The 24335-nt window shown below is 67.9% G+C and carries 28 protein-coding genes and 1 riboswitch; of the genes, 5 read left to right on the top strand and 23 right to left on the bottom strand.

The window, feature by feature from the left end:
• Positions 1-15: 15 nt before the first annotated feature.
• Complete coding sequence (locus O7605_RS29535; RefSeq protein WP_269742244.1) at positions 16-561, bottom strand: GNAT family N-acetyltransferase; 546 nt, start codon at positions 559-561, stop codon at positions 16-18.
• Positions 562-724: 163 nt separating this feature from the next.
• Between O7605_RS29535 and lepB the strand changes: the two genes are divergently transcribed.
• Positions 725-1246 (top strand): signal peptidase I, encoded by a 522-nt coding sequence (gene lepB, locus O7605_RS29530; RefSeq protein WP_269742243.1) that lies wholly within the window; start codon positions 725-727, stop codon positions 1244-1246.
• Positions 1247-1423: 177 nt separating this feature from the next.
• Here lepB and O7605_RS29525 read toward each other — a convergent pair whose 3' ends face one another.
• Positions 1424-1936, bottom strand: a complete 513-nt coding sequence (locus O7605_RS29525) for an SRPBCC domain-containing protein (RefSeq protein WP_269742242.1) — start codon at positions 1934-1936, stop codon at positions 1424-1426.
• Between the two features lie 142 nt (positions 1937-2078).
• On the opposite strand from O7605_RS29525, the gene O7605_RS29520 reads away from it, so the two are divergent.
• Together O7605_RS29520 and O7605_RS29515 are read left to right on the top strand one after the other, a co-directional pair.
• The gene (locus O7605_RS29520) at positions 2079-2504 is read left to right on the top strand and encodes a winged helix-turn-helix transcriptional regulator (protein WP_269742241.1); all 426 of its coding nucleotides are present in this window, start codon (positions 2079-2081) and stop codon (positions 2502-2504) included.
• Between the two features lie 94 nt (positions 2505-2598).
• A complete protein-coding gene (locus tag O7605_RS29515; protein ID WP_269742240.1) occupies positions 2599-3831 on the top strand; it encodes a nuclear transport factor 2 family protein in 1233 nt (410 codons plus the stop codon).
• Between the two features lie 97 nt (positions 3832-3928).
• Here O7605_RS29515 and O7605_RS29510 read toward each other — a convergent pair whose 3' ends face one another.
• Entirely contained in the window at positions 3929-4663 is a 735-nt protein-coding gene (locus O7605_RS29510; protein WP_269742239.1) for a MerR family transcriptional regulator, read from the bottom strand.
• A gap of 54 nt (positions 4664-4717) precedes the next feature.
• On the opposite strand from O7605_RS29510, the gene O7605_RS29505 reads away from it, so the two are divergent.
• Positions 4718-6307, top strand: a complete 1590-nt coding sequence (locus tag O7605_RS29505) for a DUF6194 family protein (RefSeq protein WP_269742238.1) — start codon at positions 4718-4720, stop codon at positions 6305-6307.
• Positions 6308-6428: 121 nt separating this feature from the next.
• Here the strand turns inward: O7605_RS29505 and O7605_RS29500 are convergent, their stop codons facing one another.
• The 6 genes from O7605_RS29500 to O7605_RS29475 all read right to left on the bottom strand — a co-directional run bounded on the left by O7605_RS29500 (position 6429) and on the right by O7605_RS29475 (position 10906).
• A complete protein-coding gene (locus O7605_RS29500; protein ID WP_269742237.1) occupies positions 6429-6890 on the bottom strand; it encodes a GNAT family N-acetyltransferase in 462 nt (153 codons plus the stop codon).
• Positions 6891-7029: 139 nt separating this feature from the next.
• On the bottom strand, positions 7030-7710 hold the full coding sequence (locus O7605_RS29495; protein WP_269742236.1) for an AEC family transporter: 681 nt from the start codon (positions 7708-7710) through the stop codon (positions 7030-7032).
• Positions 7711-7723: 13 nt separating this feature from the next.
• Positions 7724-8560 (bottom strand): hypothetical protein, encoded by an 837-nt coding sequence (locus O7605_RS29490; RefSeq protein WP_269742235.1) that lies wholly within the window; start codon positions 8558-8560, stop codon positions 7724-7726.
• Positions 8561-8979: 419 nt separating this feature from the next.
• The gene (locus tag O7605_RS29485) at positions 8980-9720 is read right to left on the bottom strand and encodes a glyoxalase (protein ID WP_269742234.1); all 741 of its coding nucleotides are present in this window, start codon (positions 9718-9720) and stop codon (positions 8980-8982) included.
• Positions 9721-9928: 208 nt separating this feature from the next.
• Positions 9929-10438, bottom strand: a complete 510-nt coding sequence (locus O7605_RS29480; RefSeq protein ID WP_269742233.1) for a hypothetical protein — start codon at positions 10436-10438, stop codon at positions 9929-9931.
• A gap of 108 nt (positions 10439-10546) precedes the next feature.
• Entirely contained in the window at positions 10547-10906 is a 360-nt protein-coding gene (locus O7605_RS29475; RefSeq protein ID WP_269742232.1) for a hypothetical protein, read from the bottom strand.
• Between the two features lie 167 nt (positions 10907-11073).
• On the opposite strand from O7605_RS29475, the gene O7605_RS29470 reads away from it, so the two are divergent.
• The gene (locus O7605_RS29470) at positions 11074-11601 is read left to right on the top strand and encodes an SRPBCC family protein (protein WP_269742231.1); all 528 of its coding nucleotides are present in this window, start codon (positions 11074-11076) and stop codon (positions 11599-11601) included.
• A 121-nt stretch (positions 11602-11722) separates the two neighbouring features.
• Here O7605_RS29470 and O7605_RS29465 read toward each other — a convergent pair whose 3' ends face one another.
• The 14 genes from O7605_RS29465 to O7605_RS29400 all read right to left on the bottom strand — a co-directional run bounded on the left by O7605_RS29465 (position 11723) and on the right by O7605_RS29400 (position 24296).
• Positions 11723-12673: a phosphotransferase enzyme family protein gene (locus O7605_RS29465; RefSeq protein ID WP_269742230.1), complete on the bottom strand. Its 951-nt coding sequence runs from the start codon at positions 12671-12673 to the stop codon at positions 11723-11725.
• 267 nt (positions 12674-12940) lie between these two features.
• Positions 12941-13285, bottom strand: a complete 345-nt coding sequence (locus tag O7605_RS29460) for a hypothetical protein (RefSeq protein WP_269742229.1) — start codon at positions 13283-13285, stop codon at positions 12941-12943.
• On the bottom strand, positions 13282-14139 hold the full coding sequence (locus tag O7605_RS29455; protein WP_269742228.1) for a phosphotransferase family protein: 858 nt from the start codon (positions 14137-14139) through the stop codon (positions 13282-13284). Before O7605_RS29455 ends, O7605_RS29460 begins: the two co-directional genes overlap by 4 nt.
• Before the next feature lie 128 nt (positions 14140-14267).
• The gene (locus tag O7605_RS29450; RefSeq protein ID WP_269742227.1) at positions 14268-14879 is read right to left on the bottom strand and encodes a DUF6368 family protein; all 612 of its coding nucleotides are present in this window, start codon (positions 14877-14879) and stop codon (positions 14268-14270) included.
• Positions 14880-15017: 138 nt separating this feature from the next.
• Positions 15018-15701 carry a GNAT family N-acetyltransferase gene (locus O7605_RS29445; RefSeq protein ID WP_269742779.1) on the bottom strand — a complete coding sequence of 228 codons (684 nt, stop codon included), beginning with the start codon at positions 15699-15701 and terminating at the stop codon, positions 15018-15020.
• Positions 15660-15777, bottom strand: a riboswitch (SAM riboswitch). It overlaps the preceding gene by 42 nt.
• Positions 15778-15812: 35 nt before the next feature.
• On the bottom strand, positions 15813-17132 hold the full coding sequence (locus O7605_RS29440; protein ID WP_443083905.1) for an IS701 family transposase: 1320 nt from the start codon (positions 17130-17132) through the stop codon (positions 15813-15815).
• Positions 17133-17259: 127 nt separating this feature from the next.
• Positions 17260-18579, bottom strand: coding sequence for an IS701 family transposase (locus O7605_RS29435; RefSeq protein WP_443083905.1), 1320 nt, complete (start codon positions 18577-18579; stop codon positions 17260-17262).
• Positions 18580-18951: 372 nt separating this feature from the next.
• Positions 18952-19173 (bottom strand): hypothetical protein, encoded by a 222-nt coding sequence (locus O7605_RS29430; RefSeq protein ID WP_269742226.1) that lies wholly within the window; start codon positions 19171-19173, stop codon positions 18952-18954.
• A 170-nt stretch (positions 19174-19343) separates the two neighbouring features.
• Positions 19344-19985 (bottom strand): DUF7003 family protein, encoded by a 642-nt coding sequence (locus O7605_RS29425; RefSeq protein WP_269742225.1) that lies wholly within the window; start codon positions 19983-19985, stop codon positions 19344-19346.
• Positions 19986-20084: 99 nt separating this feature from the next.
• Positions 20085-20948, bottom strand: coding sequence for a DUF5984 family protein (locus O7605_RS29420; protein ID WP_269742224.1), 864 nt, complete (start codon positions 20946-20948; stop codon positions 20085-20087).
• Positions 20945-21373 (bottom strand): hypothetical protein, encoded by a 429-nt coding sequence (locus O7605_RS29415; RefSeq protein ID WP_269742223.1) that lies wholly within the window; start codon positions 21371-21373, stop codon positions 20945-20947. Before O7605_RS29415 ends, O7605_RS29420 begins: the two co-directional genes overlap by 4 nt.
• 161 nt (positions 21374-21534) lie before the next feature.
• Positions 21535-22098, bottom strand: a complete 564-nt coding sequence (locus O7605_RS29410; protein WP_269742222.1) for a sugar O-acetyltransferase — start codon at positions 22096-22098, stop codon at positions 21535-21537.
• A 111-nt stretch (positions 22099-22209) separates the two neighbouring features.
• On the bottom strand, positions 22210-23385 hold the full coding sequence (locus O7605_RS29405) for an IS110 family transposase (protein ID WP_269742221.1): 1176 nt from the start codon (positions 23383-23385) through the stop codon (positions 22210-22212).
• Positions 23386-23714: 329 nt separating this feature from the next.
• Positions 23715-24296: a hypothetical protein gene (locus O7605_RS29400; RefSeq protein ID WP_269742220.1), complete on the bottom strand. Its 582-nt coding sequence runs from the start codon at positions 24294-24296 to the stop codon at positions 23715-23717.
• Positions 24297-24335: the final 39 nt, after the last annotated feature.

Below are 24335 nucleotides of genomic sequence, written 5' to 3'. Positions count from 1 at the left end.
ACCCGTGCCGGCGGATCACCGAGTCGCCCGGGCCTGAGCCGGAGCACGGCGGTCACTGGTCCGACCCGCGTCGCGGACCATGCGAATCTCCCGCACGCCGTCCGCGACCTGGGCGGTCCCGTCAGCAACGAAGCCGTGCTTGCGGTAGAACGCCTGCGCGCGCGGGTTCGGATCGGTCACCCACAGCGCCGCCGACTCGGCGGGGTCGACAACGGCCTGCAACAACGCCCGCCCAGCGCCCCTACCATGATCGGTGGCAAGCACATAGAGCACATACAGTTGCCTCGCCCAGGTCGCCGCGGCGTCCGGCGGCGGCCCCGACATGGCGATCCCGACCATTTCGCCCTCCCGCTCGGCCACAGCCGCCCGGTTCTCGCGATAGCGCTTGTCGGTCAGCGCAGCAGTCCAGAACCGTTCCCGAACAGCCGGGAAGCCCGGATCATCCAGTACCGAGTCCGACATGAGGCGTCGATACGTCTCCTGCCAGCACCGAACATGCACGTACGCCATCCGGGCGACGTCATCGACCCGGGCCGGGCGAACAGTCAGCGAGGAACGCACCGCCGCATCGTAGGGCCGCACCCGCACGCTCGCCGACCGGATTCGCGGCGAGCGAAGCCAGAGGTGACCAAGCGCCACACACCACGTGGCCCGATGTTCGATCAAAGGTAGCTCCGAGCCCAGCGGACCGCACGGCACTGCCAATTCTGGCAGCATCCGTCGGATGCGCAGACTGATGGTACTTCTTCTCGTGATGGCTGTTGCCGGCTGCGGCGACGGTGACGCGACCCAGACGGGAGCCACCGAAGAGTTCACCCAGGGTGGGGTCAGTATGGAGCCGACGGTCATGGCCGGCCAGGCTGTCACCGCAAGGACAGTGGCCGGTACCTATCAGGCGCGGCGTGGCGATGTCGTCCTGTTCCGTTCCCCCGGCGGCCGCTGGGGTGACCGGGACGTGCCGCTACTCAAACGCGCCGTCGCGATCGGCGGCGAAACCATCGCCTGCTGCGACACCTCGGGCAGGGTGACGGTCGACGGTGAACCGGTGGCCGAGCCGTATGTGGCCGAGGACGCGTCGCTCGACGAGCCGCCGAACCCGGGCCTCTGCGGGCCGCGCCGGTTCGCCCCCGTCACCGTGCCGCCCGACTCCGTCTTCGTCCTGGGCGACAGCCGCGCCCGGTCGACCGACTCCCGGTGTGCCGGGCCGGTGCCGGTGTCGTCGGTCTTCGCCGTGATGGTCGACTGACCAGGGCGCACCTGGCACCCCGAGAGAGCGGCGACGCGCTGGTCGGGCGCTGGGACCTGGCCGGGTCTTGATCCTCGTCCGTCGCATTCCGAACGGGACCTGCAAGGCCGGCCACAGACGTTCGTGGGCTGCGACGGCGGCGTGGGGAGGACGTTTCAAAGACGTGGTGCTGCGCGATCAATCCCGCAATCCAGTACGCACGTCCACCGGGGGGCGACGCGGAGGTCGGGGCTGCAGGGCCGCGTCGAGGCCGTTCAGCCGCAGTACGGTCGCGCCGCGTAGGTGCGCCAGGTCGGTACCACCGTCCCCCGTGTACCTGACGAAGGCGGCCTGTTCGGTCCAGTGCAGGCGGGTTCCGTGCGTCTCGGCGTCGAGTTGGACGGTGACCAGCGAGGTCCAGCGCAGTTGGTCGTCGATGATGGCCTCGTAGTTGTAGACGATCCGGCGGACGCCCAAGATGTCGATGTATCGCGACCGGTACTCCAGCCGTTCGGGCGCGGTGTCCAGCCCGGTGTAGGTGCTGCGGGCCGTCTCGCCTCCGCCCACTCGGAAGTCGTGCTCGTACGAGGCTGCGTGGCCGGGGAGCCGGAACCACCGCCGTCTGATCGTGGTGTCGGCGAAGGCGGTGAAGACCTCGCCCGGCGGCACGTCGAGGTGCCGCGAGATCGTGAACGTGTCGTGTCGGACCATGCCGTTCCTCCCGCTGTCACGGCCACAGCGAGGGTGGCCGCACACCCAGTTACGATCAGTGAGAACGTGCGTCCACCGGTTTTAGTCCGGCTTCCCGATACGCACTTTGAAGTCAGTTACTGACGGATGGGGAACGACAGCCATGCCACGCTCCCTTGGCGCCGAACTCGCACAGCGCGGGGTCGCGCCGGACTGTGTGCGGACGATCGAACTCGTCCGTGACGTACTGGCGCGGGTCGGCGACAAGTGGACGCTGCTGACCATCACGGTCCTGGCGGCCGGCCCGTTGCGCTTCACCGCGCTGCACGAGCAGGTCGCGGGCATCTCCCAACGGATGCTCAGCCAGACGCTGCGCGGGCTCACCCGCGATGGGCTGGTGACCCGGACCGCATACCCGCACGTACCCCCGAGGGTGGAATATGCCCTGACGCCACTCGGCCGTTCCCTGAGCGAGGCCGTGGACGGACTGGTGTGCTGGATCCGCGACCATCAGCGCGACATCGCCCGAAACCGCGACGAGTTCGACCAGGCGCCTGCCGCGAACACAGCCACCCGGCCCTACCCATAGCCGGGCCACGGTCCGCGCGATATGCGTAGCCCGCATGGCTGCCCTGCTGAATCTGCGCTTGTCGCATCCATCGCGGTGCCCCAGAGTACGTAGGATGACCGCACCACACACGATCGCCGTTCTCGGCCTGGGCCGCCTGGGCTCCGCGATAGCGACACGACTCGCCGACCTCGATTGGCGCGTCGTCGGTTGGACACGGTCCGGGCGCGCGGGGGCCACTGTCGAGGTCACCGGCGACCCGAACGAAGCCGTGGCGGAGGCCGGCACCGTTCTGTTGGCCCTGTTCGACGGCGAAGCCTGTCAGCGGGTCGTCGAGCGGGTCCGCGGCTCGCTGCGAACGGGCACGATCGTCGTGAACACCAGCACGGTCGCGCCCGCGGAGGCGTCACGGTTGGCCCGGTGGCTCGGTCCGTCCTACGTCCACGCGCCCGTGCTCGGCTCCGTACCGGCTGCCGCCGCTGGCACCCTGCAGATCCTCGCCGCCGCCGACCAGGGCACCCTCGACCGGGTCCGCCCGGTGCTGGAAGCGCTCGGCACCGTGCGGCACGTCGACGACGTCCCCACCGCCGCCGCACTCAAGCTGGTCGCCAACAGTGGTCTCGCGGGCGCCGTCCTGGCGCTGCGTGACACGCTGCGGCAAGCCGACGCGTTGGGCCTGCCACGCGCCCAGGTGCTCGACGTCCTCGAACTCGGCCAGCTCGGCGGACTCGTTGCGCGCAAGCGGAGCTTCCTCACAAGCCAGTCGGCCGCTGCCACGGCCAGGGCCGAATTCACGATCGGCGCGCTGGCCAAGGACATGGCACTGCTGGCTGCCGCGTCAGACACGCCCCTGCGTAGCGCAGCGGACCTGGCCGGCGCCGTCGCCGACCCTGAGGCGGACATCGCGGTTGCCGCCACCGCTCCCGCCGTGACTGATGCTGTGCGCGAACCGCTACACGCCTACATTCGCGGACACGCCACCGGAAATCCCGCCCACTTCCGCGACGCGTTCCTGCCCACCGCCCACATCGAGGGGATCCGCGACGGCGAATTCGTATCGTGGCGCCTTGACGAGTACTGCGCGCTCTTCCGCGGCCGGCCGGCCCCGGACGAACCCAGCCGCTCTCGCCGCATCGACGCCATCGACGTCCACGGCACCGTCGCGACCGCGTCGATGACGCTCTGGCACGGTGAGGACGTCTTCACCGACATCTTTCTACTGGCCTACGTCGATGGCCGGTGGCGCATCGCGAACAAGGCCTACCACCGGAGCGCCCGACGGACGATGAGCGCTCACGAGGGCCACTCGCCCATCCCCGTCGACGCGGTGCAGCAGTGTAGGGCGTAGCTGGTGTGCGTCGCCCCATCGGCGGTCGGCGCAGGTGAGCTTGTCGTCGAAACAGACCGACGGACGCCACGGCGCCCACCGCGCCGACGAGGCAGCTTCAGTGCGGTGGATCTGTGTCGGCGTCGAGGTATTCGGCGAGCCGGGCAGCGCCGGTGAGCATGGCGCGGCCGCGGCGGGTGAGGTGTGCCCGCCACTGGCGCAGCGACACGGCGAGCGGTTCGGTGCCACCGGCGTCGCGTACCCGACTCAGCACGGCGGAGATGTGATCGAGCCGATGCCCGCCGCGGCGCAGCAGGTGAGCGAGTTCGGCGTCGCGGACGTCGTCTGGTGAGTAGACGCGGTAGCGGGTCGCCGGGTCGCGCGTCGGCTGCAGGATTCCGGCCCGCTCCCACTTGCGCAGGGTCGCGGGTCGTACGTCGAGTCGGTGGGCCAGCACGCTGATCGGCACGGCTTTCCAGCTCTGCGGTGGTGACTGCGTACCGGTGAGGGTCGCGACCGCCGTCTCGACCGCGTCCAGGGTCTGTCGGTCGCGCTGCAGCAGGGCATGGCTGTGGTCGATCGTGCGCAACGCGCTGTCGGTCTCGCCCCGGTTGACGGCGCGCATGATGTCGCCGGCGGTCGCGTAGCCGTGGCCTGCGATCAGCGCGAGATAGGCGCTCAGTGCCCTGGCGTGTCGGTCGGTGAACTGGCGGTAGCCGGCGGGGCTGCGCTGGGCGGGCGGCAGTACGCCGTCTCGTTCGTAGTTGCGCACGGCCTGCGTGGACAGGCCGTGCCGGCGGGCGAGGTCGACTGGTCGGCGTACCCCCGGGTTGGAGGGTTCTGTGGCTGTCACCGTGCTCCATCGGTCGTGAGTCTCAACCGGTGGTTCAACGATACGGTCGATGCAATGACGTCTCCTCTTGACCTGCTCGCCGTACCGCCGACGCTGCTCGCGCTCGGTGAGCCGACGCATGGTGAGTCCGCCTTCCTTCAGATCCGCAACGAGGTCTTCATGTCGCTGGCCGCGTGCGGCTACCGGTCGATCGCGTTGGAGAGCGACCGTGCCGCGGGGCTGATCGCCGACGAGTTCGTCCAGGGCGGTGACTCCGTCACACTCGACCGTGCGCTCGCCGAAGGGTTCAGCCACGGGTTCGGCGGCGCCCCGGCCAACCGCGACCTGCTGCTGAGGATGCGCGAGTGGAACGCGGGACGGCCGGCTCTCGAGCGCCTGACGTTCCACGGCTTCGACGCCCCGCTGGAGATGGAGGGCGCCCCGAGTCCACGGCGCCACCTCATCCGGCTTTGTGACTTCCTCGACCTCGACCGATCAGCGGAGATCGACGACCTGGTCGGGGACGAGGCGCGGTGGAACGATACGGCCGCGATCTGGGAGCCGGGCAGGTCGATCGGGCGCTCCGTCGACGCCCAGCGCCTGCGGGTGATCGCCGACGACCTGCTGACCGAGTTGTACCTGCAGGCACCCCGGCGGACCGAGGGCTGGCCGGCGGCGCTCGTGTACGCCACATCCGCGGTCGCATTGCTGCGCTACCACGCCGCAGCCGCCGCACCACTTCCGCGAGAGCAGCGCTTCGCCCGCCTGGCCGGAGTCCGGGACGCGCTGATGGCCGAAAACCTGCTCGCCATCCGCTCCGCCGAGGCGCACCGCGGACCCACGTTGGCCTTCGCGCACAACACGCATCTCCAGCGCCAGCCGAGCACGATGACGACGGCCGGAACGGACCTGTCGTGGGCCGGCGCCGGGGCGATCGTCGCATCGCTGCTCGGCGACCGATACGCGGTGATCGTCGGCAGCCTCGGCGCGAGCCCGGCGCTCGGCATCGGGGCGCCCCTTCCGGCGACCTACGAAGGCAGACTCCAGCAGGAAAGCACCCTTCCCCGGTACGTCCGGGCAGCCGAGGTAGAACCGGCCGAGCAGAGAACGCACGACCACCGCTACTTCCCGCTGGACCGGGCCACCATCGAACACGCCGACGCGGTGCTGCACATCCCGACCGGCGTCGACGCGGCCGTGCTCGCCGGCCGGATTGTCGCGCTGCCCGGCGTCGAGCAGATCGTGGCGAGCGAGGAGAACGGATCACCCGAGGCTGCCTGGGGCGAGCGGTTCTTCTACGCCGGAGCGGACCGCCGCCGACCGTTCGCCACCATCGTCGAGCACGACGTGCCCGGCTTCGACGAAGCCTCCCAACTCGACCGCCCCGGCGTCTTTCGCCTCAACCTCGACCTGGGCCGAGCCGAGTTCGAGAGGCTGTTCGGCTTCCCACCCAAGGACTTCGAAGAGCACCGGCACGAGTTCGACTTCGCCCGGCTTGACACCCTCGTGCCGCACCCCGGCTACGCGCTTCACGGCTTCGGCAGCATCGTCATGCCCGGCCCGCAGCTGCTGCCCGAGATCGACCGGCTCCTCACCATCGCCCACGCCCGAGCAGTCGACCGCCACGAACGTGCCGCGCGCCGAGCGGTTGACCAGCAGGGCTGAGGCTTGCGACTGGCTTGGCACATCCCGGCCGGTCCCGACGTCATCACCATCATCGGGACGGCCAAGAGACGTGCCGCCCACCGGGCACCACCCGATCGTCCGTCGGCGGTCGCCTCGGCGGCTACGGTGGTGCCGACCAGACAAAGCGGATGTCGGGCGCCTTCTCCTCGTTGCCGGACCCGTCGGTCGTTTCCGCCACGCTGAAACCGTGCCGAAGGTAGAACCGCTGCGCCCCGGTGTTGGTCGCGAACGTCCACAGCTGTAGACCCGCCGGCCGGCGGGACTTCGCGAACTCGATGAGCTGGGAGCCCAACCCCCTGCCGGTGCAGGCCGGGTCGACATAGAGCTGGTCGACCCAGCCCTCATCCAGCACCAGCACCGCCAGCGGTCGGTCGCCGGCGTCCTCCATCAGCCATACTTCTCGCTCGGGAATGACGACGGCGCGGATCCACTCGCGAACCTCGTCATCCGCGTGGACCGCGTCAGGGATGGTGCCGATCGCGGCCCGGCGGGACCGGATGAGAAGGTCGGCGACCGCTCGGGCATCCTCGGGGGCAGCGCGCCGAGGTGCCGGCGAATCCATAGCCCCGGTATGCGGAAGGCCCACGGACCGGATCATCCGCATCGGGGGGACAACGGGCAACGGATTAACTCAGCTGCCGCCGATCCGAGGTGCTGGACGGCCGCGCGTCCATGATTGCCGGACCGGCCAGTTGACGGACCTACCCGAGGAGCGCCGCCACCGCGGCCAGGGTGGCCAGCGACAGCGTCGTGGTAACCAGCACCGCCCGGTTGGCCATCGCCTCACCGACGCCGTACTCCTGGGCGAAGACGAATGTGTTCTGCGCTGTCGGTAGGCCCGCGCACACCACCACGGCGAGCAACTGTGGTGCGGACAGGTGCAGGGCCAGCCCGGCCGCGTACGCGATGGCGGGCTGTGCGACGAGCTTCAGCCCGGTGACCATCGCCAACTCGACCGACCCGGCCGGCTCCGCCCGCGACGGCGCTGTGCGGTGCAGCGACGCACCGAGCGCGACCAGGGCGGCCGGTACCGCGGCCCCCGACAGCAGGGCGAGCGACGCGCCGACGGCCGACGGCGGACGCAGGCCGGCAGCCGAGCACGCGACACCGAGCAGCGATGCCAGGATCACCGGGTTGCGTACCGGCAAGGAGGCGATACGGCGGACCCGCACTCGCCCGGCCGGGTCGCTGTGCCGGTCCAGGGCGACCAGGATCACCGGCGTCACCACCAGCACCTGCAGCAACACCACCTCAGCCAGGAACGACACGTTGCCAAGAACCTGCGTGGCGATCGGGATGCCGAGGTTCGCCGAGTTCACGTACCCGGGGGCCATACCCCGGATCGGCCGTTCGCCGGGCTCGCGATCGAAGAGCCAGCTCACGCCGACACCAATCTCACCCGGGCCTCACCGGCGGGCCGGCGACACGCCGTCCTTCGCCACGCGCGCGACGGGTCCAGTGGGCGAGCAGGTTCAACCCCAGGGCGTACGCGGCGGCGCTCACCAGCAGGGCCGTGCTGGCGCCGCGTCCCCAGTCGCCCACTGTCACGGGCGGTACGGCCCAGACATCCGTCGACAGTCCGGCCAGTGCGATCGCCGTGCCGGCCGCGATCGGTGGGACGGTCCACAGCAGCGCGTACGGCGCCGCGAACCGGTCGTCCTGCAGCAGTCCCGTCATGGTGGTGACGAACCAGCCGAGCAGGAGCAGGAGCACGAGCGGCCAGCGCGTCGCGGGTCGCCGCAGACGCTCCCCGAGCAGCGCGCCGAGGCCGACGCCAGCAGCGGCGTAGAACGGGTAGGCGGCCGCCTCGGACAGGAGGACCCGCACCAGGATCGGGTCGTCGAGTGCCGGGGTCGTGAAGGAGACGCCCTCGCGGCCCCGGGCGAGCGGGTACGCGGCCGCGACGGCCACCCCGGCCAGGAGCACCGAGAGCGGGACCGCCACCGCCACCGCCAGCGCCCTCGCCTGTGCGTTCCGGCCGGCGAGGGCGATGCCGGCCAGCAACGCCAACACCTGCCCGCAGAGGAGGCCGGAGGTGTAGCGGAAGATGCGCGTGCTGTGCATCAGCTCGTGCTGCTGCGCCTCACCCTGCCCGTCATAGTTGACGAAGAGGCCGTAGAACGCGTCGTTGAACGGCATGGCCACGAGCACGAGCAGCGCCATCGCCGGCACCGACCAGACCGCCGGGTGCGTCAGGCCACGCCGTAGCGCCGGCAGACGAGGGCCTGCCATCCCCGGATGCATCTGCCAACCCTGCCCTCCCCGCCCACGGTCGAGCAAGACGATTCGCCACCGGACCGACTCGCGGTGTGCGGTGGTGGCGGCCGATCGCGGACGGCGGGCTCACCGGTGCCGTCGGTGGTGCGTCCAGCGCACAGTGCAGCAGGCCCGCACATGCTGGTCCCCGAAGGTCGTAGTTGGTGCGGCGTCCTGATCCCGCGAGGTGCGCCGCGGTTCTGCGCTGCCTTGCCGGGAGACGTTCGCTCATGCCGATGACAGTGCGTCATTGAGCCCCTGATGCGGCCGACACCGGCGGACCGGCGAAATTCACCGCGTACGTTGTATAGGCCAACAGACGAACGCGACGGGTCGTGCTGCTATGACGGTGTGGAGTCCTCCTCATCGGCGTCACAGGGTGGCCGGTGCGTCAGTCAGGCCGTGGCGGGCATCCATCGCTCGAGCAGCGTGGGGTCGGCAACGATGGACTCAACCTGACGACGCTCCTCCATGGTCAGGCTGAGTTGCCGAAGCCTGCCGCCCCACTCCGGCACCCGTTCCGACTCCTCCAGTGCCGTCGACAGCTCGATGAGCACGGCCAGCGCCATTGCCTGCTGCACGGCCGGTGCGCTGTCGCCGTGGCGGCGCAGTCCCGAGTTCAGGGCTCGGAAGGCATGCCGGTCGTCGTTCTTGAACTCGCGCAGGATCCGCGCGTTGTCCAGAACCCGGGCGAGCCCTTGCAGCTGCTTGGAGCCGCCGTACTCCAACTCCGTCGGCTCGTCCCGCTGGATGAAAATGATCGAGTTTCCCGACGGATCCGTGACGGTGAACCGTGAGGCCCCGGGCCGGTACCGCGTTATCCGAGGTAGCCCTTTGGCAAGCACCTTTCCGTACGTGCGGCGCATCGCCTCGGTGAACGCTGCATGGTACGGCGCGACCGTATCGACCATTACCAGGCATCCGCCGGTGTTCTCCGACGGGTCCAGGTTGCTGGACGCGCGCCCGTAGTGCAGCTCGAAACCGCGCCACCGGAACGCCAGGTACAGGTAGGGCTTCGTCTGTTCGTAGGTCACGGCGAAGCCCAGGGCGCGCCAGAAGGCCAGGGTTTCCTCCGGTGCCACACAGGGCAGCATCGGCACGGTGGTCTCGTTGGGCTGGACACCTTCGTCAAGCATCGTCAGCACCTCATTTGTTCAACAGGGCAGGCGACGCAGCAGTCTGCCAAACCCGCGACCATCACGCACATGCGAGAACTCGACGATCGTTGCGGACTTGACAGAGCTGCATCGTCGCGCACGCTCATGCCGCGCAGCGATCGTCACCGAAGGTGACGCCACCCCCAAGCCTGGGATGGTCGAGCGCGCCGAGAATAGTGCACTTTCCTCACGCCGGCTGATCGTTGGCTCGGGCGCGTAGCCGGCTATGTAGTGCCGCCTCGATCTCTGCGGGCAGCTGGAACCATCCGGCCGCGGTGAGCAGCCGGTGGCGTGGATTGTGCTGGTAAGAGCCAGCCACCGGCTTGCCGTTACTGACGTCAACCACACCGACGACGTCGTCCGGCGCAACTCGTCCCCCGGGATCGGGCTTGCGTTCGTCTAGTAGATAGACGTAGCCGCTGCCCTGGATCTCCGCCTGCCGTCGAAGTGAGCCGCACTGGTCAATGCTCTCGAAGACGACCCTCGACAACAGCCGAAGGAACGGGCCGTTCTCCTGTACGTCAGCGGGTGCCAGGAAGTCCTCCTGGTCCGCGCCCTCACGAACGACCGCCATGACCGCCTCCGGGTGCAGCCCGTGCTGAAACACCCAGTCAGGTTCGAGTAACGACACGACATCTCGTTCGCCGTCACCAAAGTCCACCAGGTACCGAAACACCTGACGATCGTTTCGCGCCACGACCGACAGATTACACATTTACCCCACCCGCCAGGCATAGCTGTTCACTCATCTGCCGTTCGGGGGTGAGATGGGCGCAGGCTTGCGGGAAACAGGGGCGACGCTCGGTCAGGTGCCGGGATCAGTGTCGCCCTGTTTCTCCTCGCCGGTGTCGAAGAACCTCGTCAGGTAGGCCGGCGGATTCAGATCGCTGGCCCGCAGCAGCGAGAAGACCTCCGCCCCATGCCCGGGCTCATCAAACAGCCGATACGCCTGGGAGAGTCCCACAAAGTCCATGTCGGACTGCTCCGCCGCATACCCGAGGGCCTCGTCCTCGGCCAACGCGATCGCCTCGTCGAAACCCTCGACGCGCCACAGCGTCAACCGTTCCTCGTACACCTGGCTCGCCGAGTCGCCACCCACGCGGAAGACGCAGCGAACGCAGAACCAGCCAACCTCGCCCTGCTTCTCTTCGTTCGGACTGGCCATCCGTACATCGTCTCGCTTCGGCTCGCCGCCAGCGAGCCTAAACACCAAGGCCACACTCTTCCGCAGAACGCTCCCCGCGGAGACCAGATTGGTGCCCGGCCGCTGTGGCGTGAGGACGTAGCTATGGCCTGGCGGCCTGCGGGATCGCCCAGGGTTAGGCTCGCTACGTGCCGGCGCTCATCGAGGTCGTGTCCGTCATCAACGCAGCCCCAGGTGTGGTGTACGACCTGACCCTCGACGTCGACGTGCACACCGCATCCCTGCCCGCCAGCCGTGAGACGGCCACGACCAGCACCGGACGACGTCAACTCGCCCTCGGCGACGAAGTCACCTTCCACGCCCGCCATCTCGGACTGCCCTGGCGCATGACCAGCCGAATCACCGCCTACAAACGGCCGCACCACTTCGTTGACGAACAGACCCGAGGCCCCTTCCGAGCCCTGCGCCACGAGCACCACTTCCAGAACCTCGACGACCTACGCACACAGATGACCGACCGCATGACCATCACCGCGCCCCTGGGACCGCTGGGCGCAGCGGTCACCTGGGCACTCATCGCGCCGTACCTACGCCGGCTGCTGATACAACGGGCAGCCCACATCACCTACCTGGCACAAGCCCACCAGCCGCAACTTCCCGACGAAACCGGGAAATCCAATCGCCCCGAACCGGGCAGCCGTCACCGCAGCACTTGAGGCCGACTATCTCCATGAGGGTCAGCACCCCAGGCGGCTTCCAGCAACGCACGGATCTGCCGCGACAAGGCGTGCCTGCGTGGTGAGGCTGGCCGTCCAGGATCCCGGTTCGGCCGGGGTGCTACGGCCCGGGCTGCCCGGGTGGGGTAGTGCCGGAGACCGCGTGTAGGAGTGCGCCGAGCACCTCGCGGGTGTGCGGTTCGTCGAGTATCTCGCCGATCCACGCCGCGGCGCTGGCCCGGTCCGGGTGACGAACATTCGGCTCCAGCCAGTCCGTGGCGGCGATCTCGGCGATGTGGCCCAGTTGCGCGATGAGCATCGAGAAATCGCCGGGGCGGGCGACCGTCGCCGGACCGCTTCCCGCCGCGTACGCCGACATCAGCGCGCGTGCCCGGCCTGGATCTGACCGGCCGAACTCGAACAACACACAGGCGAGTTCCTGACCCGGGTCGGCCGGTCCGCTGTTCTCCCAGTCGATCACGCACACCCCGCCCTGGGCCGTCGGCAGGATGTTGTCGGCCCACAGGTCGCGGTGACACGTCCGCAACGACACCGGCTGCTCCAGCCACGACTCCAACGCGACCAGTTCATCGCGCAGCGCCGCCAGCCGGCCGGCGAACGGCGCCCCGGCCTGGCGCAGCCGCTCGACCAGCCTGTCCCAGGCGGGCGCGCCCACCGGTGCCGTGTACCACGGGTCCACGTGACCACCGGCAGGGACCACCACCCGGTGGATCGCGGCCACCGCGGCGCCCACCAGGGCCGGGTCCACACCCGGATCGGGTGCTTCGAGATCGACCCACTCGTACACCCGCACCTGCCGGCCACCCACCCGGGCCAGGACACGCCCATCGGTGGCGCGTCGCACCGCCGGTGCCGGTACGCCAGCGGCCCACGCCGCCTCCTGGAACCGGGCCGACATCCGCACTCGGTCCTCGCCAGACTCGTGGAACGGCACCTTCACCGCCCACCGGCCGTCCACCGTCTCAAGCCGCCACACCTCACCCTGCCGGCCCCGAGCGACCGGCCCGTCGGACAACTCCCGGGCCCGGCCGAGCCCGAACCGGTCAGCCAACTCCGCAGCATCCACAACGCCCACTACAACACAACCGGCACGACCTCGCGACGACGCACGCACGCGGCATGCGCTTCGAGCACCGCCGGAGAAAGCCACCCGGAATAGCACGGGAGTGCTCGCGAGTCCAAAGCAGGGGACCAGGGCCACAAGGACCAAGGCCGCGACGCCATCGAACATCGCCCGACCGACGCTAACCCAGGCCAACATCGCCACGCACACTTCGCGGGCGTGGGTCTCCCCCCTTCATGCACGGATCTGCCGCGGTCAGGGTGCTCGTTGGGCGTCATCGCTGAGGTTAAGGAACTCTCGAAGACGCTGGCAGAGGCTGCCGGTTGCCAGTTGATGATCCTCATCGGTGACCAGGCGGCTTTCGTCTGCCTGGTCGCCGAAGGTCTCGGCCAGTACCAGCGCCCAGAAAGTCAGCGGGCTGTGAAGATGGCGTTCGGACATCCACTGCTGAAAGCCCGCGAGTTCACCGCACCCGCGCGCAAGGTCGAATCCGGTTACAACCGCGAATGCACGGTCGTACCTTGGACGCCCGACGTACATCCCGAGACGGTGCTCGATCATCGAGAGGACTTCAGCCCACGACAGTGCTTCGTCATTCACCGAGCCGTCGCCTTCCCGAGTTCGCTCAGCCACTGGATGCCGAGCCTGTGGCCGTCGGGGAATTGGTCGTCGCGATCCCAACGCCACGTAGTGATCATCGCCAGCATGAGGGTCCGGCAATCTCGGAGCAGATGATGATCGACGCCCGGGTAGAGGTCTGCGACCTCGTCGGGTGCGTGGGCCAGGTCGAACTCGATGGGCCCCCGGCAGCACGTCTCGAAGTCGATGAAGAGCAGGCCAATCGGGGTCGACAGCAGGTTGCCCGGGTGAGGTTCGCCGTGCAAGAGTTGTTCGGGCCGGCCGCTATCGCTGACCGCTCGGCGCAGGCGGTCCAAGGTGCCGGCGAGAAAGACCCGGTCCGCGTCGGTCAGGTTCGGCGTCCGGTCGTGGTCGGCCACGAGCGTTTGGGCCTCGGAAACCCGGTCCGTGAAGTGCGGGGTGAGCAAATCGACCCGGCGCATTCCGGCGTGCAGACGTTCGAGCGCGCTGGCGTAATCCGCAGGTGGGTTCGCTTGAGTCACCGGCTCGTAGTAGGTCCACAGGGTGACCACGTAGTCGTCCCAGACGAAGACCCCGGGTGCTGCCAGCGCGGCCACCGGGCTCCCGACCTCGAACAGTCGCTGAGCAATATCTACTTCAAGCTGGGCGCTCTGATGCGCCGCCGGTGCCACCTGCGCCAGCACGTCGCAGGGCTGCAGACGCAGAGTGAGCTTGTTCGAGTTGTGCAGGACAGCGACGTCATCGGCGATCAGACCGAGCGACGAGGCGATCGACATGGCTGCCTGTGTCGCCCGGTGGGCCGCATCCGCCTGCATCGGAGCACCGTAACTCAGCGCATTCAGCGCAGCAGCCACAATTCTGCCTCCCCTGCGCCAGCCAACGAGAGCGGCGGCGACGGCGACTGCACCCGGATCTGCCGCAGACCGCGCGCCCGGTCAGCCTCCGCTCGTGGCCGATGTGCGGACGGTTCGGCAAGAGTTGATCACTTCACCATCCGGAAGAGCGGATGGTGAAGCCATGAGTCGAGGAGGTCGGCATCGACGACATGGCGCACGGCAACCTCGTCCCACGCGGTCCGGTAGGGAATCTCGTGCCACCGTCCGTGAAGGGTGGCGAGAGTTGCCCTGGAACGGTCCTCCCATCGTCGGCGGCCAGTGCCGGACTCCAGGGCCGATAGAGCGGAGACCTCCGGCGGTGGGGGTACCGGAAGCATGCTGTCGAGATCTATGAGGCCGCCGTATCGGCGGGCTATCGCCACCGCGAACTGGGCGAGCAACCGGTGGTCATCCTTGCCGTTGACTGCTGCGGCCAGGACGATCTGGGTGATCGGAAGGAAGCCCGCCGCCCGTGTCAAGCAGGCATCCTCATCAGCGTCGTCGCATTCGTAAGGATCGGGTTCGATGAGCATCGGCCCGGTCGTCGGCGACGGCTCCGCCATGTCTAGGCTGCGCGGTTCCCGCAGCACCCACCAGTTATCTCCGGCTGGGCTGAGCGACTCCGACAGCCACACCCGGAACTCCCTGACGTCTTCGTCAGCAGTCCACCCGCCTGGCAGCAGAACCGCGGCGGAAGGTCCAGCCACGATGACAAGCATGCACCACGGCTGAGGACACCGGGTATCCGCACCTGCCGCCGAATCGGCCGTCACATCGCATAGCGGAGGTCGGCGGCACTGGCATCCGGTCGTACCGTTGAGCGCCTACCGTCTCCCATCACGCCTCTGGTTGTCGGATCAGCGATTCTTGACCCGTCCGACCTGCGCCTGCAGTGCGGTCCGGCAGGCCGGCCATTCCGAATTGATGATCGAGTACATGGCGGAGTCTCGCAGCAGGCCCGCCTCGCCCGGTGCCCAAGACCGCGACCAGCACCGTAGGACACCTTCGAGCCGGGCCCCCGTACGCTCGATCGCTTTGCGGGAGACCGTGTTGCGGGCATCGGTCTTGAGATCGACGCGGACCACCTTCCACACCTCGAACGCGTTCGCGAAAAGCAGGAGCTTCGCCTCCGTGTTCATCCCAGTGCGCTGCGCCGACGCTGCCAGCCAGGTGAAACCCACCTCCACCGCGTAGGGCGCATCGCGGTCGGGCAAGAACCGGGGATCCCAGTAGGCCGTTACGCCGACGGCGCGTCCACTGACCTTTGCCACCTGCGCGTACGGCACCAGCCTTCCCTCACTCGCCCGGCTCAACTGTGCGTCGATGTAATCGCTGACCTCGGCGGCGGTGGGCACCCAGGTGAAGCGGTAGGAAGTTCGGTCCTCCTCGGCCGCTGCAGCCAAATCGGCGGCGTGCCGGTAATCCAATGGCTCCAGCCGAACGAGATCGCCGTCGAGAACGCGGGCGGTACGCGTCATGGGAAATGGCATGGTCTCTCCGTCCGCGGCTTGCCCGATGCGATCCGCAGCGAGCCAGGTCATCACCCGGGGCACCCCACCCACGGAGACGGAGGGTTGCCGGCCAGCAAGCCGGGGCTTCGCGCTGGCACTCATGACCTGGAACGACCCTAATACGGCAGCCGCCGTTCGGGATCATGGCTGGAGTTCGAGGTTGAGGCGTCGGGTGTAGTGGGCTTGGCGGGCTCGGGCTTGATGGCGGCGGCGCCAGTCTGACCAGCGCAGACGGTGGGCGAGGTCGCGGATCGGGCGGAGTACGAGGGTGTTGATCAGCCGGCGGGTCTCGTTGACGGTCAGCTTGATCAGACCGGTGTCGGTGGAATCATCGTCGGCTTCGGCGGCGCAGATCGCCAAGACGGCGAGGGCGGCCAGGGCGAGGGTGGTGAAGCGGTGCCAGGAGTCCCAGCGGCGGACTTGGTGTTGGTCGAGGCCGACCTGGCCCTTGGCGGCTTGGAAGCTTTCCTCGACCGTCCAGCGGATGCCGGCGACCCTCACGAGCTGGGCGAGGGTGGCCGGTCTGGGTGTCCAGCAGCGGTAGAAGGCCAGTTCACCGGTGGTGGTGTTGCGGCGGATCAGGAGGCTGTGGTGGCCGCCGTCGTCGGGGTCGGCGTCGGTGCAGACGTCGTCGAGCCAGGCCCAGTCGTAGAAACGCGGGCCCTTGGATCCGGCGCCAGCGCTGCGGCGCTGCCACGCCGAGGCCGGCAGGCCGGCGGCGACCCGGTCAGCCCGCACCCGAGTCTTCCCGCCGTCGAGAGGGACCAGGTGGCTGCGGGACACGGCCAGGACGTAGCCCAGGTGGTGTTCACGCAGGCGAGCACGGAAGACACTGCTGTTGCCGTAGGCCTCGTCCGCAGCCGCCCACCCAGCGGGGACGCCGGCGTCGAGGGCAGCGGTGATCATGTCGGCGGCCAGCTCGGACTTCGTGGCGAAGACGACCTCGTCGGGAACTCCGGCGGCCTGGCATCTGTCCCGGTCATCGGTCCACGACACCGGCAGGTAGACCCGGCGGTCGATCAGTGTGTGCCCATGCCGGCTGGCGTAGCCACAGAACACCCCTACCTGCGCGTTCTCGATCCGGCCGGCGGTGCCGGTGTACTGGCGTTGCACCCCAACCGTATGCGTGCCCTTCTTCAGATCCCCGGTCTCGTCAACGACCAGCACCGCGTCCGAGTCACCGAACCGGGCCACGACCACGTCACGCAGATCGTCGCGGACGGCGTCGGCATCCCACACCGCCCGATACAACAACCTCTGCATCGCATCCGGCCGCGCATGCCCGGCCTGCTCCGCCAACTGCCAGCACGTCTTGACCTCGATATCCGCCAGCAGCCCGGTCACGAACGCCGCCGCAGCCCGCCGCGGCTCGACCCGCCCGAACCGACCCGCGAACGCATCACACACCCCGGCCAGAACCCGCCGCCACCGGGCAGGGTTTACGCTGTGGCACGCGGCCACCGCCAGATCTGAAGTTATGTCCACAGCAGACAGACGATCACGCGGTGGCCGCACCTCGTCTACCCGGCCCCACCAGCGACATCTCAAACGGCGGCTGCCGTACTAATACGGCAGCCGCCGTTCGGGATCATGGCTGGAGTTCGAGGTTGAGGCGTCGGGTGTAGTGGGCTTGGCGGGCTCGGGCTTGATGGCGGCGGCGCCAGTCTGACCAGCGCAGACGGTGGGCGAGGTCGCGGATCGGGCGGAGTACGAGGGTGTTGATCAGCCGGCGGGTCTCGTTGACGGTCAGCTTGATCAGACCGGTGTCGGTGGAATCATCGTCGGCTTCGGCGGCGCAGATCGCCAAGACGGCGAGGGCGGCCAGGGCGAGGGTGGTGAAGCGGTGCCAGGAGTCCCAGCGGCGGACTTGGTGTTGGTCGAGGCCGACCTGGCCCTTGGCGGCTTGGAAGCTTTCCTCGACCGTCCAGCGGATGCCGGCGACCCTCACGAGCTGGGCGAGGGTGGCCGGTCTGGGTGTCCAGCAGCGGTAGAAGGCCAGTTCACCGGTGGTGGTGTTGCGGCGGATCAGGAGGCTGTGGTGGCCGCCGTCGTCGGGGTCGGCGTCGGTGCAGACGTCGTCGAGCCAGGCCCAGTCGTAGAAACGCGGGCCCTTGGATCCGGCGCCAGCGCTGCGGCGCTGCCACGCCGAGGCCGGCAGGCCGGCGGCGACCCGGTCAGCCCGCACCCGAGTCTTCCCGCCGTCGAGAGGGACCAGGTGGCTGCGGGACACGGCCAGGACGTAGCCCAGGTGGTGTTCACGCAGGCGAGCACGGAAGACACTGCTGTTGCCGTAGGCCTCGTCCGCAGCCGCCCACCCAGCGGGGACGCCGGCGTCGAGGGCAGCGGTGATCATGTCGGCGGCCAGCTCGGACTTCGTGGCGAAGACGACCTCGTCGGGAACTCCGGCGGCCTGGCATCTGTCCCGGTCATCGGTCCACGACACCGGCAGGTAGACCCGGCGGTCGATCAGTGTGTGCCCATGCCGGCTGGCGTAGCCACAGAACACCCCTACCTGCGCGTTCTCGATCCGGCCGGCGGTGCCGGTGTACTGGCGTTGCACCCCAACCGTATGCGTGCCCTTCTTCAGATCCCCGGTCTCGTCAACGACCAGCACCGCGTCCGAGTCACCGAACCGGGCCACGACCACGTCACGCAGATCGTCGCGGACGGCGTCGGCATCCCACACCGCCCGATACAACAACCTCTGCATCGCATCCGGCCGCGCATGCCCGGCCTGCTCCGCCAACTGCCAGCACGTCTTGACCTCGATATCCGCCAGCAGCCCGGTCACGAACGCCGCCGCAGCCCGCCGCGGCTCGACCCGCCCGAACCGACCCGCGAACGCATCACACACCCCGGCCAGAACCCGCCGCCACCGGGCAGGGTTTACGCTGTGGCACGCGGCCACCGCCAGATCTGAAGTTATGTCCACAGCAGACAGACGATCACGCGGTGGCCGCACCTCGTCTACCCGGCCCCACCAGCGACATCTCAAACGGCGGCTGCCGTACTAACAAGCGGCACAACCACACCGCGACCCCGAAACAACGCGCGACGCCACCGCCTTCGCCGTCACCGGGCCGCTACTTGGTCGGCCAACGGTTCCCCAGATCGAACCCCCGCCGCAGTGCCTCGCAAGATTCGATGCACGCTCATGCCGCGGACAGGGCGGTGGCATCAACAAGCGCTTGTGACGCACCGCGAGGATCACAAGTCTGCCGGGCTTCCCGCGCTGCGAGTGGGGCATGGACCGGCAGAGGTTCCCCGTCTCTATACCTGATTACCGAGACAAGAAGAGGCCACGAGCGAGAGCATTAGTGACCTGTCTTGGTGTCATCTCCGGGAAACGTTCGGTGATGACGTCGATCACCTGCTCTTTCGTCACCTTCCCGTTCCGAAGCAGGTCGGCCTGTTCGTAGACGAAATCCTCGACAGCTTTTCGATCGGTACGGGGTGCCTGGCAGCGCTCGAAAATGCGCCAAAGTCCCGTGAGCAGGCTCATCACCCGATAATCGCATCGAAGGACCGGCGCCCAACCAGTGCCACGGACCGACCGACTCACTCTTCTGCCGCAGACCGCGCGCCCGGTCAGCGTCCGCTCGTAGCCGATGAGCGGATGTGATCAGCCCGGCATGCACGCTCATAGCCGCTGCCGGTACGCGATCGGGCGTGCTACAGGTTCCCGGACTCTGGCCAGTTGGACCAGTGCGTGTTGGGTGGCGTGTCTGGAGCGTACCGGCTCACGTCTCCTGTCGTCAGTACGTCGGCGAGCTGGCGGAAGGTGATTGACTGGCTGGGAGGTGTGTCCTGGAGAAGGTCGGGGTGGTGCCACTGATCCAGCCGCATGATCTCTGGGATGTCGGCCGGGATTCGCCGCCGCAGCTCGACTTCGTCGGCCAGGAGCAGATCCCGGTGGTCCGGCACGAGCCGGCGAAGCACGTCGACCAGATCCTCGCCCCGGTCGGCGGCTACTGCGATCCGTCGGCCTCGTACCACAATCGATGCTCCCTGATAGGTCTCGGGCTGGTCAACGTCCTCGATCTCGTCCCAGTTGTCGACCCGGCTGAGGAAGTCCTCGTTGACGTAACCCGGTTCGCCCTCGGTCAGACAGTTGCCGAAGACGTGAAGGACGTCGATGAGGTTGCCAGCCCTGGGCGAGTATCCCAACGTTTCAACGATGAGCGCCCATCGCTGCGCGTCGCGGTAGGCGTGAAGCCGGGCATCGACCGCGTAGTAGTAGCCGTGGCCCAGGTCCGGAAACGTGAAGCCCGCGGCTGCGGTGTCGAACTGGTCGAGGATCTCGGCAGAGCGCATGATCGTGGAGTGTAGCCACGGGTTCTCCACCATGATCGGTACACGCACATGCCGCGAGCCGGGCGCTACGCAGCGTCCCGCCGAGTCAGCCCGGGTTCCTTACGGACGTGGCCGATGAGCGGATGCTGTCCCGGTCAGGTGCTCGCAGGATTGCTTAGCCCGTCGGGCGTCGGCCCGTTGAACGTCACCAAGCAGCAGGCGGGCACCGTGGCGAACAACGCTCCAGTCGGTCTTTGGGGAGCGGTCAAGGTTCTTGACAAACCAGTGCCGGCGGTCTTCGTGTTCCCGCCGCAGATGGATGAGGTCAAGGTCCACGCCAGGTAGTCCACGGCGGTGTTCCAGCTCCTCGATCCGCTGTCCCATGGTGTCCATCAGCTCGCGGTTGAGGGTGTGCACGGCCTCAAGGTACGCGGTGGTCGGGACGCTGAGCCGGACTGTGGGGTCGGCGGTGAAACCGATCTCGCCATCGTCCTCGTGCCGCCAATCCATGGTGATCTCGTCGCGATCGTCGCGCATGGTACGCCAGAACCGGATCTTGGGAGGATTGCGCAGGTAACCAAAGTCGAGGTTGTGCTCGCCGTGCCAGATCGCGGCCGTGACGACTGGATGGTCGGGCACGTCCGCGTTCCCGTCGTCAGTCCGTTCCTCATCCGGTTCGGCCACGAACTCGAGCGGGTCACACGTCCACTGCGCGGCGTCGGAGGCGATGAACGGCTGTAGATCGTCGGGTATCGGCTCCAGCACTTCGGGAGTAAGGACAATGACGTCTTCCCAGAGCCGGGCCAGGTAGTAGTCGATGTAGGGATGCGGGTGAACCTGCCGGGTACGGCGCAGCAGCTCCTGCCTGCCTGCTTCGAGCCAGTACCAGCCCTCGGTGAGCCCGAACCAGTGGAGCCTCGGCTGGTCACTGCCCCACGGCGACACCCCGTCCAGTGGGTACAGCTCGAACCGGAACCTCATCATCGAGGCAGTATCCCTTGACGTCCGGCGGTCGATGGAGAGCCCGGATCTGCCGCGATAACGTGTGCCTGATCAAACGGACGCCAGCCGCTCAGAAGCCAGGGCTCGCCAGTGGTGTACGGCTCTGGCTCGCCTGATACGGCCAGAGCAAGCCCGGAATCGGTGGTCAGGTGCAGCCCGCCGTCTTCGTCGATCCACGCGGTGTCGATCGTTGTGTTGTTGAGTGCCGAGGCTGTGGTCAGCCAACGAATGTCGTTCTCTACGCCGCCGCTGGTGGAGGTGGTTGCCTCGATGGTCCAGGAAGCGTCGATGTACAGGCGCGTCTCCTGGGCGGGTGCGGATCGGTTGTCGCAGAGCCCGACGAACGGCCATGTCTGCCGAACTCCGATCTCCACCACGAACGAGCCCACGATCTGTTCTACATCCATGAGCACATGATTCTGCACCTGGTCACCGGCACACTGATCTGCCGCCTCCCGAGCGCGCCGCCTGCCAGGGTTTCATCGCTGCCTGCACTGGCCGGTGGACCGGATGACGCCAGCTATCGCCTTTCCGTCAAGTAGCCGATGTGCGTGGGTGAGCCGCAGGTTCAGGTTGCGGTAGACGCTGGCTTGAGACGCTTTCGCTCGACAACGCTTGTTGCCGTTACCACACTCAGCGGCGGCACGTCCTTCGCGACAACGGCGCCCGCGCCGACGACCGAGCCCCGACCGATTGTCACTCCAGGGGTGACCGTGACCGCGGCACCGATCCACACATCATCCTCGATGACGATGGGCGCGTGCTTGATGAAGTCGTACCGCTCGTGGAGCTCGACGGGATGTCCGGCCGTGCTCAGAGTCACTCGGGGACCAATCAGGACGCGGTCGCCGATGGTGATACCCCCGTAGTCGAGAAAGAAGCATCCCTGGTTAATGAACACGCGCTCTCCGAACGATGCTCCAAGCCCGTAGTCGCAGTAGAACGGAGGCAGGACGGACAGCGAGTCAGGGATCGGTTTACCGAAGATCTCGGTCAGTACCGTCCTGCGCGCGTCGAGGTCGTCAAACGGCAGCACGTTGAGGCGCGAGGTCAGGTTCATGACGAGCTGTACGCGCTGCGCGAAGGCTCGGGACTCGGGCGTCCGTGTTCGTAGCCGTTCCTCGTTGCGCACGAGACGATCCTGGCACGGCGAGTCAGAGACTGCGTGACGACCCAGGCAGGGAATACATCACTCCGTGATCGTGGCTCCTCATCAAACGTCCGGATCTGGTTCCCCTCTAGGTCAAGGGGTCATGGCAGGTTTTGTTCTAGGCTGTTTGGTGGCGGGTCCGGGTTGTGACTTGTCCGAAGAGGCGGCTGTCGGGATCAGGCCGTCCGCGCTGGATTGCAGAGTCGCTCCCGAGTGTCCTCCCGGGCCCGTTTCTCCAGCTCCGCTGGTTCTGGTGTCGTGCAGCATCCGCTTGTAGACAACGTCGGACAGGTGGCGTTTGAGGGCGCGGAGAGATTCCATCGTGGTTTTGCCCTCGGCGAGGCGGCGCCGGTAGTAGGCGCGGCCGGGCGTGTCGTGGCGTAGTTGGACGACGGCCATGATGTGCAGGACCCGGTTGATGCGTCGGTTGCCGGCGCGGGAGAGCCGGTGGCGGCGCTGGTCGCCGGAGGACGCCTCGAGCGGGGCGGTGCCGTTCCAGGATGCGAAGTGCGCGGCGGTGCGGAACCGGCCGATGTCGCCGATGTCGCCGATCAGGCGGGCTGCCCCGGACGGGCCGATGCCGTGCAGGTCGGTCAGGGTGCTGCCGTGCGCGGTGATGAGTTGACGCAGCTGCTTGTCCGCCGCCCGGATCTTAGCGTCGATCGTGGTCAGTTCCTCGATGAGTTCGCGGGCCAGATCGTGGCGGGCCTGGGCGACGATGCCGTTCGGTGGCGGCGCGGTGCGCAGCAGGTAGCTGGCCTGGCCACGGGTGAGGAACTTCTTCGCTCCGCCTGGGATGAGTTCGAGCAGCAGGTGATGGATGCGGCTGACGGTCTCGGTGCGGGTCCGGCCGAGTTCGTCGCGGCGCTCAACGAGTAGCCGGATTACGACCGTGACGTCGTCGGGAGTGACGGTGCGCAGGCCGCGGCTGCGCAGGCCGGCGACTGCGACGCTGTGCGCGTCGACCGGGTCGGTCTTGCGGCCCTGGCCGGTGTCGAAGACCCGCACCCGTGCGGACAGTTTGGCCGGTACGTCGAGGACCGTCTCGCCGTCGGCGATGAGCCGCTGGGCGATGTGCCGGCCCACACCGTTGCAGCCCTCGACCGCCCACACCCGGTCGCTGAACGCGCGGCCGGCCGCCAGCATCTGTCGGTAGCCGTCGCTGTCGGTGCCGAAACGGCCCCGGGTCAGGACTTTTTCCCGCTCGTCGATGGCTTCGATCGTGGCCGACCGCTTGTGCGGATCCATCCCGATCATCACGCGACTCATGTGCTGGTTCCTCCCTCACCGTCAGACCGATTGATGTCGACAGAGAGGGCAAAGCTACTTTGAGCTGCACAAACCCCTCTTGGGCCACTCCCCGGACGGTAGCCGGCGGGCGCATGCCAGATGAGAGTCACACCCCCGGATCCAGTGGACAGCCGCGAAGAGAGCGAACCCGCCAGCTACCTCGACCCAGCCTGGCCGGGCACGGGTCGTAGATCCAATTAAATAAGTAGCCGCGGACCGGTCGTCGCTCTGCGTCACGGGATCCTCAGACTGGGTCCGATTGGGCCGATGAGCGAGCATGGCCGAGCTGTGCGTCGACCGAGACCGCATCACGCGTGCCGGGCTGCGCAAGTCCGGCATATCAGTTTTCCGAGCGACGGGAACTGGGACAACACCCAGAGATCATCCGTTGGTAGCACCATCTCGGCACCTGGTGGCAGACACGGCGGCGCTGTTAGACCCGCCTGGACCGCGTGCGCCACCATCCGATTTCCATCCGGCAGGTTGAAGGTGAGGTTGCTGTAGTCATCCCGACCTGCGCCATCGTCGACCGTGCCGACGCGAATGGGATGGATGACCTCGTACCAAGTCACGAGATCAGGCTGGTCAATTGCCATCGCCGCCGACTTGGGCTCGACTTGAGAGGTGTTCAGCCACAGCCGAACATCACGAGCGTGCTGTACCTCATCCTCTGGTCGGTACAGCTCAACCACCAGCCAGGCGATACCCGGTGCCGCCTCTCGCACGGCATCTGCCTCCGCTCCGTCAGGGCAACACACGACCAACACCTGCCCTGACTCCGATGCAGCCGCATCGACCGGTACATACCGCTGATCGAGCTCCCGCAGTGCTTCGGCCACGGCGTCAACTCCATAGCCGTAAAGGATCACGCCTCGCTGCTCGTTACTCACCCCACCAGTCTCCGGCAACAGGCGTGTCAATCCCCTGGA

Source organism: Verrucosispora sp. WMMA2121, assembly GCF_027460185.1.
Taxonomy (GTDB): Bacteria; Actinomycetota; Actinomycetes; order Mycobacteriales; family Micromonosporaceae; genus Micromonospora; species Micromonospora palythoicola.
The sequence above is the reverse complement of the archived record's forward strand: the minus strand, read 5'-3'. Positions and strand labels throughout refer to the sequence as shown.

Bases quoted from the DNA above. Each gene is read 5' to 3' on its own strand.
- O7605_RS29445 (WP_269742779.1), bottom strand. From the start codon at position 15,701: ATGACCTGGCTCGCTGCGGATCGCATCGGGCAAGCCGCGGACGGAGAG.
- O7605_RS29425 (WP_269742225.1), bottom strand. From the start codon at position 19,985: ATGCGCTCTGCCGAGATCCTCGACCAGTTCGACACCGCAGCCGCGGGC.
- O7605_RS29500 (WP_269742237.1), bottom strand. From the start codon at position 6,890: ATGGATTCGCCGGCACCTCGGCGCGCTGCCCCCGAGGATGCCCGAGCG.
- O7605_RS29430 (WP_269742226.1), bottom strand. From the start codon at position 19,173: ATGAGCCTGCTCACGGGACTTTGGCGCATTTTCGAGCGCTGCCAGGCA.
- O7605_RS29485 (WP_269742234.1), bottom strand. From the start codon at position 9,720: ATGCTTGACGAAGGTGTCCAGCCCAACGAGACCACCGTGCCGATGCTG.
- O7605_RS29505 (WP_269742238.1), top strand. From the start codon at position 4,718: ATGACGTCTCCTCTTGACCTGCTCGCCGTACCGCCGACGCTGCTCGCG.
- O7605_RS29450 (WP_269742227.1), bottom strand. From the start codon at position 14,879: ATGCTTGTCATCGTGGCTGGACCTTCCGCCGCGGTTCTGCTGCCAGGC.
- O7605_RS29420 (WP_269742224.1), bottom strand. From the start codon at position 20,948: ATGATGAGGTTCCGGTTCGAGCTGTACCCACTGGACGGGGTGTCGCCG.
- O7605_RS29405 (WP_269742221.1), bottom strand. From the start codon at position 23,385: ATGAGTCGCGTGATGATCGGGATGGATCCGCACAAGCGGTCGGCCACG.
- O7605_RS29490 (WP_269742235.1), bottom strand. From the start codon at position 8,560: ATGGCAGGCCCTCGTCTGCCGGCGCTACGGCGTGGCCTGACGCACCCG.
- O7605_RS29520 (WP_269742241.1), top strand. From the start codon at position 2,079: ATGCCACGCTCCCTTGGCGCCGAACTCGCACAGCGCGGGGTCGCGCCG.
- O7605_RS29515 (WP_269742240.1), top strand. From the start codon at position 2,599: ATGACCGCACCACACACGATCGCCGTTCTCGGCCTGGGCCGCCTGGGC.
- O7605_RS29475 (WP_269742232.1), bottom strand. From the start codon at position 10,906: ATGGCCAGTCCGAACGAAGAGAAGCAGGGCGAGGTTGGCTGGTTCTGC.
- O7605_RS29525 (WP_269742242.1), bottom strand. From the start codon at position 1,936: ATGGTCCGACACGACACGTTCACGATCTCGCGGCACCTCGACGTGCCG.
- O7605_RS29415 (WP_269742223.1), bottom strand. From the start codon at position 21,373: ATGGATGTAGAACAGATCGTGGGCTCGTTCGTGGTGGAGATCGGAGTT.
- lepB (WP_269742243.1), top strand. From the start codon at position 725: ATGCGCAGACTGATGGTACTTCTTCTCGTGATGGCTGTTGCCGGCTGC.